Origin of the sequence: Moorena sp. SIO1F2 (assembly GCF_010672755.1) — a bacterium.
GTDB lineage: Bacteria > Cyanobacteriota > Cyanobacteriia > Cyanobacteriales > Coleofasciculaceae > Moorena.
This window is the reverse complement of sequence record NZ_JAAHFV010000243.1, coordinates 1-9,985: the sequence shown is the minus strand read 5'-3', so window position 1 is coordinate 9,985 and position 9,985 is coordinate 1. Positions and strand designations below refer to the sequence as shown.

General features: G+C 42.1%; 10 protein-coding genes. 3 read left to right on the top strand and 7 right to left on the bottom strand.

The window, feature by feature from the left end:
- Window positions 1–322 precede the first annotated feature (322 nt).
- Both F6J94_RS23610 and F6J94_RS23605 read right to left on the bottom strand, forming a co-directional pair.
- Entirely contained in the window at window positions 323–2,548 is a 2,226-nt protein-coding gene (locus tag F6J94_RS23610; RefSeq protein WP_293020497.1) for an RNA degradosome polyphosphate kinase, read from the bottom strand.
- 82 nt (window positions 2,549–2,630) lie between these two features.
- Window positions 2,631–2,843 carry a hypothetical protein gene (locus F6J94_RS23605; RefSeq protein WP_008181887.1) on the bottom strand — a complete coding sequence of 71 codons (213 nt, stop codon included), beginning with the start codon at window positions 2,841–2,843 and terminating at the stop codon, window positions 2,631–2,633.
- Between the two features lie 212 nt (window positions 2,844–3,055).
- Between F6J94_RS23605 and F6J94_RS23600 the strand changes: the two genes are divergently transcribed.
- The 3 genes from F6J94_RS23600 to sodX all read left to right on the top strand — a co-directional run bounded on the left by F6J94_RS23600 (window position 3,056) and on the right by sodX (window position 4,628).
- A complete protein-coding gene (locus tag F6J94_RS23600; RefSeq protein WP_293020500.1) occupies window positions 3,056–3,379 on the top strand; it encodes a hypothetical protein in 324 nt (107 codons plus the stop codon).
- 154 nt (window positions 3,380–3,533) lie between these two features.
- Entirely contained in the window at window positions 3,534–4,007 is a 474-nt protein-coding gene (gene sodN, locus F6J94_RS23595; RefSeq protein ID WP_075903032.1) for a superoxide dismutase, Ni, read from the top strand.
- A gap of 273 nt (window positions 4,008–4,280) precedes the next feature.
- Complete coding sequence (gene sodX, locus F6J94_RS23590) at window positions 4,281–4,628, top strand: nickel-type superoxide dismutase maturation protease (protein WP_293044658.1); 348 nt, start codon at window positions 4,281–4,283, stop codon at window positions 4,626–4,628.
- A 23-nt stretch (window positions 4,629–4,651) separates the two neighbouring features.
- Here sodX and F6J94_RS23585 read toward each other — a convergent pair whose 3' ends face one another.
- The 5 genes from F6J94_RS23585 to F6J94_RS23565 form a co-directional block, all read right to left on the bottom strand.
- Window positions 4,652–5,272 carry a hypothetical protein gene (locus F6J94_RS23585; protein WP_293044656.1) on the bottom strand — a complete coding sequence of 207 codons (621 nt, stop codon included), beginning with the start codon at window positions 5,270–5,272 and terminating at the stop codon, window positions 4,652–4,654.
- Between the two features lie 192 nt (window positions 5,273–5,464).
- Window positions 5,465–7,363: an ABC transporter ATP-binding protein gene (locus F6J94_RS23580; RefSeq protein ID WP_293044654.1), complete on the bottom strand. Its 1,899-nt coding sequence runs from the start codon at window positions 7,361–7,363 to the stop codon at window positions 5,465–5,467.
- Window positions 7,360–8,343, bottom strand: a complete 984-nt coding sequence (locus F6J94_RS23575; RefSeq protein ID WP_293044652.1) for an MvdD family ATP-grasp ribosomal peptide maturase — start codon at window positions 8,341–8,343, stop codon at window positions 7,360–7,362. The genes F6J94_RS23580 and F6J94_RS23575 overlap by 4 nt, the downstream gene beginning before the upstream one ends.
- A 142-nt stretch (window positions 8,344–8,485) precedes the next feature.
- Entirely contained in the window at window positions 8,486–9,463 is a 978-nt protein-coding gene (locus F6J94_RS23570) for an MvdC family ATP-grasp ribosomal peptide maturase (protein WP_293044650.1), read from the bottom strand.
- A gap of 158 nt (window positions 9,464–9,621) precedes the next feature.
- Entirely contained in the window at window positions 9,622–9,804 is a 183-nt protein-coding gene (locus F6J94_RS23565; RefSeq protein WP_293044648.1) for a microviridin/marinostatin family tricyclic proteinase inhibitor, read from the bottom strand.
- Window positions 9,805–9,985 lie beyond the last annotated feature (181 nt).

Sequence of the window (9,985 nt, the reverse complement as noted above, 5' to 3'; positions counted from 1 at the left end):
TAAGAATTAAGAATTAAGAATTAAGAATTAAGAATTAAGAATTAAGAATTAAGAATTAAGAATTAAGAATTAAGAATTAAGAATTAAGAATTAAGAATTAAGAATTAAGAATTAAGAATTAAGAATTCCGAGTTTATAGTTTATAATTCATAATTATAGGTTGTCCCTTTTCAATTGTACATTTTACATTTTCAATTCTACATTCTACATTCTTAATTCTACATTTTCAATTCTACATTCTACATTCTACATTCTACATTTTCAATTCTACATTCTACATTCTAAATTCTACATTCTAAATTCTACATTCTTAATTATCCCACTATCCCATCCCTGACGATTGCAACGCCATGTCCATCAAAATCTGATGAGCCGATTCTTCTTTAACCCCTTGAGCTGGCTGTCGTTGGATATAGGTGCCATCAGGCTGTAAATCCCAAGCTTGCCGGTTATCTGCTAACATAATTGCCAGGATTTCTTCCAAATCTTTGGTAATCTCTGGGTCTTCCACTGGTGTCACTGCTTCTACCCGTCGATCCAAATTACGACGCATCCAGTCCGCACTGCCAATATAGACTTCCTCTTGACCCTGATTTTGGAAGTAAAAAATCCGTGAGTGTTCTAAAAAACGACCCACGACACTCACCACACGGATATTTTCACTGACTCCTTTAAGACCAGGACGCAGACCACAAATTCCCCGCACAATCAAGTCAATTTTTACACCAGCTTGTGAGGCGTTGTAGAGGGCGGTAATAATCTTGGGGTCTAGTAGGGAATTCATTTTGGCCACAATACGACCTGTTTCTCCGTTGCGGCAATGTTCAATCTCCCGCTGAATCATTTCGATCATGCGATCGCGTAAAGTAAATGGTGCGACCAACAACTTTCGATAAGACTTTTGCCGTGAGTAACCGGTCAAAGAATTAAACAAATCTGTCAAATCTGCTCCTAAATCATCACGACAACTCAATAGTCCTAAATCAGTATATAGTTTGGCAGTCTTAGAATTATAATTCCCCGTCCCAATGTGAACATACCGACGAATTGTATCTCCCTCCCGACGCACCACCAGCACAATTTTGGTGTGAGTTTTTAAACCCACCAAACCATAGACCACATGGACTCCAGCCTGTTCTAACTTCCGTGCCCAGACGATATTATTTTCTTCATCAAAACGAGCCTTTAGTTCTATGAGTACCGACACTTGGTCACCATTTTCTGCTGCTCTAATCAAGGCATCGATAATGGGTGAGTCACCAGATGTGCGATATAAGGTCATTTTGATGGCTAAGACATCTGGATCTTGAGCGGCCTGGGTAATGAAGCGTTCTACCGTTGCGCCAAAGGAATGATAAGGATGGTGTACCAGCAAATCCCTACTGCGAATCACGCTGAAAATATCTTCCACATTCTCTTCCCCTATAGGGAAGCGCAGGCGTCGGGGCACCACTGGTTCCCACACAGGGTCTTTCAATTCTGGCCGTGGCAATGCCATCAACGACATCAAGTCACCCAGTGCCAACAGACCTTCAAATTCATACACATCGGTTTCTTCAAGTTCCAGCTCTCGCATCAGCGTGTGCCTGACTAACTTGGAGGTAGTCACAGGAATTTCCATGCGCACGGCAGAACGTCCAAACCGTCGTTTCCGTAGTTCCTCTTCAATCGCTATCAGCAGGTCATCTGCCTCATATTCCTCTACTGTCAAATCAGCATTGCGGGTAATGCGGAAGGGATGACACTCCTGAATCTTCATCCCTGGAAACAGAGACTCCAAATTATGGGCAATGATTTGTTCGAGAGGAACACCAGTCCAACTAGTCGTTTTTCCATTCTGTTGTTGCTGCAATTTTTCCGGGAGGGGAACAAAGCGCTTTAAGACTCTAGGAACTTTCACCCGAGCAAACAATTCTGCTCCCGTTTCCGGGTCTTTGACCACTACCGCCAGATTCAGACTGAGATTGGACATGTAAGGAAAGGGATGGCTGGGGTCCACAGCCAGGGGAGTCAGAACTGGAAAAATTTGCTCGGAATAGTAGTTTTCCAGGTAATTCCGCTGTTTCTGGTTCAAGTCCACATAGTCCAGAATGTAAATCCCTGCTTTGGCTAGCAGCGGTCGCAGTTCCTGTTCAAAGTGTTGATGCTGTTGAGTTACCATCGGTAACAAGCGCACTCTGATGGCATCGAGTTGTTCACTGGGTGTCCGACCATCAGGTGTCCGTTTACTAACTTGTGCTAGCACCTGTTGTTTCAAACCAGCCACCCGCACCATAAAGAATTCATCGAGGTTGGAGCTAAAGATGGCCATGAACTTCAGACGCTCTAACAGAGGTGTTCGGGGGTCCGTTGCTTCATGTAATACTCGGTTATTGAACTCCAACCAGCTCAGTTCTCGATTGAAGTAATAGTCAGTGTCACTCAGATTAACCTCAACTGTGGTTTGTTCTGTGGTCTGTTCTGTGGTCTGTTCAAATTCAGGCGTATTCTTTTGAAGCTCAACTGTGGTCTGTTCAAATTCAGACTTATTCTTTTTAGCTTTACCCATGATGCTCAGAGTGAACCCACTCGATCAGGTTGTTTTGTGGCAACGAAAGAATGGTCTTCCAGATTCTAGCGTTAAACGAACCTCAAGGATTGAACACTTCGTCTTCTCTACCTACCCACCACTGACCTAAATTCATCAAATCCTGGTGAATATCTTCTAGTTCTCTGATATAAGCTTCCGATGATAGGGTGGCGCGCCGCTCCTGAAGCTTCTTCAGGCGCAGTTGCACGAGTAACCAGGGTTTGGAGATGCCGTCAGTAGCTTCTATATATTGCGCTAACTCTTTACTATTCATCAATTTAACTTGAAATTTGTCTAATTTTTTAATTAAGGTAACACGTAATGTTAATAACTGTAAACTTATTTTAAATTAGAATAGTTATCTGGTATAAAAATTCGCGCAAGGGCAAAATGCAAAAGGCAAGAGGCAAGAGGCAAGAGGCAAGAGGCAAAAGTTCACGTGCATTAGCTTTTCGGCTTCTATCAATTTCCTAACTTTAATGCCTAGTGCTATATCTGGGGTTTACATCAGTTAACTTAGTGGGATGCTCCTTTGGAGCCGCTACGGGATTGACCTTGGCCTTTGGGCCACGCTACGCGAATGGTCACGCTTGTGGCCGTAGGCCAAACGCGAAAGCAAAACTCTATAAGATCTCCCCATCTCCCCATCTCCCCACACCTCCCACACTTCCCACACCTCCCACGATTCCCGACTCCCGACTCCCGACTCCCGATTCCCGACTCCCGATTCCCGACTCTCGATTCCCGATTCCCTATCTTCACATCGACTATCGTTTTAGAACACAACTTGCTATAACTTACTATGGGTAGGGGGGGGATGGAATAGATTGGGCTAACTAAGTTAGTTAACTAACTTAGTCTAGTCGGTTGTCAAAAACCCTAATTAGCCATTGGCTATCCTGGGGCTATTCCTCCCTTACCGATATTTACCATGTGCTCTGACCACAAGCGAACTCTAAAAAATATGTTGAAAAAAGTTATTGCCCAGCTCAAAGACTGGTTCCCTGCTCCAGAAGTCCATGCCCACTGCGACGGACCTTGCGGGGTGTATGACCCAGCTGCTGCACGTATCACCGCTGAGGCAGTACTCTCCATGACCAAGAAGATCCTTGATCTTGAGCCACCTGCGAGTAATGATCAACCAGCATTAGCTGCTTACAACAATACCCTATCCCGGTTCATTGCTATTAAGGAAGAGCAGGCTCAGAAGACCAAAGAGGAAATACTGATCCTGTGGACAGACTATTTCAAGCCAGTACACTTGGAGCAGTTCCCAGACCTACACGATACCTTCTGGAAAGCTGCAAAGTTATGCTCTGCCTGCAAGGTGGAAGTTAGCCTTGAGCACGCCAATGAGCTACTTGATGCAGTAGAGAATATCCACAAGATTTTCTGGGCAACCAAGAATCGCGATATTGTCTGGTATAAGGCTAGCTAAACCTCAGAATGTAGAATGTAGAATGTAGAATGTAGAATGTAGAAGGCAGAATGTAGAAGGCAGAATGTAGAAGGCAGAATGTAGAAGGCAGAATGTAGAAGGCAGAATGTAGAAGGCAGAATGTAGAAGGCAGAAAGCAGAATGTAAAATTCTTAATTCTTAATTCTTAATTCTTAATTCTTAATTCTTAATTCTTAATTCTTAATTCTTAATTCTTAATTCTTAATTCTTAATTCTTAATTCTTAATTCTTAATTCTACATTCTTAATTCAAATGCTTTTTACCAAAAACAGTATTCCTGAGCTAGCACTGTGGATATTGCGAAAACGGTTGCGCTTCCGAGTTACAGGAGTATCCATGACTCCCCTGCTCAAACCAGGAGAGGAAATCTTAATTGATCCGAGAGCTTATCGGCACATTCCGCCCAAGGTTGGTGACATCGTTGTTGCTAGACACCCTTACCAAAACCAGTTGCGATTGGTGAAACGGGTAACTTTGGTGCTCGAAGATGGACGTTGTTTCCTGAAAGGAGACAACCGATTAGAAAGTACCGATAGCCGCTCTTTTGGTTTAGTGGATTCTCAACAAATTATTGGTAAAGTAACCAGTAGTTTTTTTTAGTCATTTTCTTTAACATGCCAAAGCTATCCCTTGGAATGCCTTTTTGGTTTTACCCACGCCACTCGCCCAAGAATTAGCAAGCCAATCGCTGAAGCAGAACCGACGAACAGATGAAGCGCCTGCTGTCCGGTAACAATCAGGGCAATACCAAAACCAACAGTGATCACATTTGAGAATAATGGGAATAGAAAAACTCGCCAGTCCCTCATAACTACGTACCAGTTATAGACAAAAATTATCGAAGGAACTAATTGCACCAACTGCATTAATTCTTTGCCCTCTTGAACACCATAAAGTAGGGGAACAGCAACCGTGCTGGCAACTAAGATCAAATCCAGAAAGCGGGATTTTTTCAGTCCTAGGGCAATCAAGCACATGCCAGCAGTAATGAAGGTATAGAATAACTGATTGAGATCAGAAACTTGGCTGACATAAATCCAGTCATCCCCGATGTGTTCAGCAATTTCGTAGGAGTTAGCGATCGCAAAACAAGCATAGCCACAGTAGATCAGTGGTAGCGATCGCACCTTGACTACAGAAGTATAGAATTGACTCCAATAAGAAAAAATCCAGATGTTAACCGCAGCAACCAGATAGACCGATAGATGGGCGGCAATTATTGCCAATTTCAACAGCGTGGGCATTGATTAGAGTAGTGTGATATCGTCTCTAGGAGCATATCTATCATAGTAATAATTCAGCTATCAGCCGTCAGCAGTCAGCTAATGCGCTATGCCCACGCTACTGGAGGTGTTTATGGGAAGGAAGTCCTAGCGCTTGTGTTGTCTTCCACACAGCTACCTTACACCCAGTCACCCTTTTTACCGTTATCCTACTTAATTTCCTGACTTCACAAATTGCAGTTCATACAGATAAGCATACCTTCCCCCTTGAGCAATTAATTCGGTATGGGTTCCAGTTTCCACAATCTCACCTTTTTCCAGAACTACAATTAAATCAACATCAGCAATAGTGGAAAGTCGATGAGCAATTACTAAGCTAGTGCGTCCTTTAAAAAGCTGTTTAATAGACTCTTGAATCAGTTGTTCTGATTCAGAATCTAGAGCCGAGGTGGCTTCATCTAAAATAACAATTTGGGGATTTTTGAGCAAAACTCGGGCGATCGCAATCCGTTGTCGCTGTCCTCCTGATAGTTTCACACCCTGCTCACCAATAATGGATTGATAACCATCAGGGAAACCCATAATAAAATCATGGGCATTGGCAGCTTTTGCTGCTGCTTCAATTTCGAGATCTGTGGCATCTAGCTTACCGTAAGCTATGTTCTCTCTTACTGTGCCGTAGAGCAGTAACGTTTCTTGGGGCACGATGCCAATATGCGATCGCAAGGAGCTTAAAGTAATATCTTGTAGATCATGTCCATCAAGTAATACTCGTCCCTTTTGGGGATCGTAAAACCGAGCGGCTATTTTAGCAACAGTGCTTTTTCCCGAACCAGAAGAACCCACTAACGCCACTGACATCCCCGGTTGAATGTCTAAATTGAAGTTTCTGATCACTGACTGATTGTTGTGATAAGCAAACTCCATCCCTTCAAATTTGAGATTGCCCTGTATCGAGGTCAAGTTAATCGCATTTTCCTTCTCTTTAACCTCTACTTTGGTATCTAAAATCTGAAAAATTCTTTTGGCTGATACTCCTGAAATTTGGATAATATTGACTAATCCATTAAACCGATTAATCGGTTTATTTAAAAGGGTGACATAGGTTAACAGGGCTGCTAATTCCCCAATAGTCAGATGGCTAACCATCACTCCCCAAGCACCGAAAACTAATGTCAGTAAATTTCCCAGTTCATTCAGGGTATTAATAATCGGTACGAATATAGACCAAAATCGAGTTGCCTTAAGATTCTCTTCCCGATAGTTACGACTAAATTCGCTAAATCGGTCAATTTCATACTGCTCGTTACCAAAAGACTTGATAATTTTAATATTCGAGATAGTATCTTGTAAGTGGTTACTAATTAAATCAGCTTGATCGTTAACCGATTGATAGATTTTTTGTAGTCTTTTCTGAGAAAATTGTAAAATATAAATGATGAAAGGCCAGGTAATGGCAATCATGATTGCCAGCAGCCAGTTACTGACAAGGATATAGATGAAAACGACAATAAACGCAAAACTATCGATTAATATAGCAATTAAATTAGCAGACAGTAATTGCCCGACTATATCCACATCTCTTGCCAACCGTGACATTAATTCGCCCGTGCGTTGGCCTTCAAAAAAACTAATGGATAGACCTTGAATATGTTGATATAAATCTAGGCGAATGCTCTCAATAGTTTTTTGTCCGAATACTTTGATTGCATAGAGTTGAAAAAATAGCAAAGCACCGGCTGCTAAAGTCATAGATAGGATAATTACTCCTACCCAAGGCAGCATATTAAATTGTTTTTCGGGAATCACTACATCTATAACATAGCGATTAACCTGGGGAATAAAGAAGTTTATAAATGAAGCAAAGATAGTTAAGACTATAGCGAATAAAAAGGGTGCTTTATGCTGCCAACCATAGTCAAATAGACGCCGGTATAAATGCGTCTCTAGTTCTTCCGGTACTTTCTCTATTTCATTATCTGTCTTATTATCTGTATCTGTATCTTTATCATCATCTAGCTGATCTTCTAATTTATCTGGATTATTATCTAATTCTTGTTGTAACTTTTCTGGTTCATCATTAGTAACTTGAGGGATTTGATCAGTTTTCATTTTGACCCATGGGTGAGGATAATTTCAGCAATAGCTTGAGAAATTGGGAAGTGGGGGGAAAACGTCTCCAACCAGAAAAATTCCCCAACCGGGTTAACTTCCAGGAATACATACCGACCATCAGGGGTAAGAATAATATCAATGGCTCCATAGTTTAAACCAAAATAAGCCATCAGTTTGAGCAACTTTTTTTCAATATCTTCGGGTAAATCATAGGCTTTCCAAGATTTAACTAACGCTCGGCCTTCCTTGCGCCAGTCGAAAGTAGAGCCTTCTAAGCTCTGGGAATCCACGGCAGCAGTAAATATACGGTGTCCCACGATCGTGGTTCGTAATTCTAGAGCCTTGGGCACTTTTTCCTGAAAGGTCATCGGACAGAAACGCAGTCCTTCCACATGCTCTAAATCCTCTGCTGTGACTGGGTTCGTGAAAACAACCTGTTCTTGCCCTTGCTCTCCATAGATAGCAAAGGAAGATAGCATTTTGGTAATGATACCCTGGTCTTGACATTCAGAAGCAAATTGCTTCACTGCCTCTGGATTGTTGGTACTGAGGGTACGGGGCGTAATCAAGCCCACCTCTCGTGCCACTTGGAGCTGTAGTTGCTTATTGTTAGCGACATCAACATTAGACATTTTGTCGAAGTGGAATGCCTTGATGCTGGCAATCATACCCCTAACCGTGACTCGACATTCCTTAATTGCAGCGTTTCGATACTGCTGATCCATGGTGTCGGGAATTTTGTTCCCATAGCGCATCCGTCGATACCAAACCGAGGACACTTCACTCAAATCTAGCTTCTGTTCCCCATCCGTAATAATTACTCCCTGAGAATTGCCCTCGTAAATATCTAGCTGCACTTCGGTGGGATATCTATCGGTATCAAAACGAAATGCTTTTCCTCCTTGAGCTTCAATGGCTTTGATAACTAGAGGAATACTCTCGTTGTCTCGGCTAAATGTAATGATTAATACTGTCATTTTATTTTATAAGGGAGTAGGGAGTAGGGAGTAGGGAGTAGGGAGTTGCGTAGGGTGCGTTAGGGGTGCAAAGCCTCTGATTTTACCTGGTAGCTAGGGTTGGGATAGTGCGCCCCGTAACGCACCACCGGGTCTATAGCTTTTAAGAAATCAGAGCTTCTGCGATCGCATTAGAAATGGGGAGTTCCAAATCTCGTTCTAACATGCCCCATTCCCCTCCGGGGTTAACTTCCAAAAACACATAGTCTCCTGAGGGTGTCACGATAAAATCTAAAGCTCCATACAGTAAGCCAAAGTTATCCATCAAGGCTTTTATTCGAGCCACAATTTCATCAGGCAGCTCATGGTGTTGCCATGCACCTGTGCCAGCATTAGGGCGACGCCAATCAACTGTGGATTTTTCATAAATAGACGCATCTAACGCTCCTACAAACACCTTGCCCTGAACAAATATCACTCGCAGTTCCAACTGCTTAGGAATTTGCTCTTGAAACACCATCGGACAATAGCGCAGGGATTCAGCATCCAGCAAATCTTCTTCTTTAACAATACTGGTATAAAGGAAAAAAGGAGTATATTCCATACTGTAGGATAAAGCTGTTAACAGCTTTGTTACCATTTTACCCTTCACTTGTTGAAAAAACTCTCTTACAGCTTCTGGATCATTGGTGATTAAAGTCCGGGGAATCACAAGACCCACCTCAGAAGCTAACCGCAATTGACGCTGCTTATTGTTGGCAGCTTCGGCTTTTGCTAAATCATCAATCCATCGCACTCCTCTGAGACTATCCCAAAGTCCTGATAATGTTGCTAATGATTCCCGGATACAACTTTCTTGGAACTGGGGATCAAGATTTTGACCTAGGTTAGGTTGCCATATACGGCGCATCCAAACTGCTTTTACGTCCTCGCTACTGATCACTTCAGCGCCATATTTCAGCCTATAGCTGCTCTGGGATTGATCAAACTTTGCCCTGAGTTGCACGTCTAAGGGAAATTTATCTGTGTCGAAGCGAAATGGTCGCGCCCCTTTTTTTGACAAGGCTTCTGCTACTCGATCTATTGTGAAAAAGTCACCACTGTGGGTAAGTAATAAAATTAAGTCACCGGACGAAGACATAAAACTTTTTATTTTCCATTGGGAAAGCGCAATCGTTAGATTTTTAGGCTTTTAATCAGATTCAGTGGTCGTATTTTTTTTATAAACACGACCACTACCGATAGATTCTTCAGTCCTTTGTTGAGGGTGCTACCTCTTCAAAAGAACGCCTTAATCTTCTACCACTCCTCGTAATCAGAAGGATACTTCTGGGTTTCAACTTCTTCAGAATCAGAAGGATACTTCAGAGTTTCCTTATCATCATAAGAAGCAGTTTCAGATTGGTTAGCACCCGCTTTTTGCTCTTCTAGGAAGTGAGCGAAGAATGGCTTGAATTGAGTATTGGATTCTTGATTTTGCATATCGAATCATCCTTTACGGTTAACAGTTTAGTGGCTGTCAATTTCTTCAATCAACACGTCCACCATAATTAGATTACCAGACTTTTTTTCATCAGCACTTATTGTATACAATTCTTTACTTTTTTTTTTGCATACAGAGTTCTGTCGTCGCAATATTATATAGAACATTATTTGTCAATAC

Coding starts and splice junctions, on each gene's coding strand:
- F6J94_RS23605 (WP_008181887.1), bottom strand. CDS start 2,843: ATGAATAGTAAAGAGTTAGCGCAATATATAGAAGCTACTGACGGCATC.
- sodN (WP_075903032.1), top strand. CDS start 3,534: ATGTTGAAAAAAGTTATTGCCCAGCTCAAAGACTGGTTCCCTGCTCCA.
- F6J94_RS23585 (WP_293044656.1), bottom strand. CDS start 5,272: ATGCCCACGCTGTTGAAATTGGCAATAATTGCCGCCCATCTATCGGTC.
- F6J94_RS23610 (WP_293020497.1), bottom strand. CDS start 2,548: ATGGGTAAAGCTAAAAAGAATAAGTCTGAATTTGAACAGACCACAGTT.
- F6J94_RS23575 (WP_293044652.1), bottom strand. CDS start 8,343: ATGACAGTATTAATCATTACATTTAGCCGAGACAACGAGAGTATTCCT.
- F6J94_RS23580 (WP_293044654.1), bottom strand. CDS start 7,363: ATGAAAACTGATCAAATCCCTCAAGTTACTAATGATGAACCAGAAAAG.
- F6J94_RS23565 (WP_293044648.1), bottom strand. CDS start 9,804: ATGCAAAATCAAGAATCCAATACTCAATTCAAGCCATTCTTCGCTCAC.
- F6J94_RS23570 (WP_293044650.1), bottom strand. CDS start 9,463: ATGTCTTCGTCCGGTGACTTAATTTTATTACTTACCCACAGTGGTGAC.
- sodX (WP_293044658.1), top strand. CDS start 4,281: ATGCTTTTTACCAAAAACAGTATTCCTGAGCTAGCACTGTGGATATTG.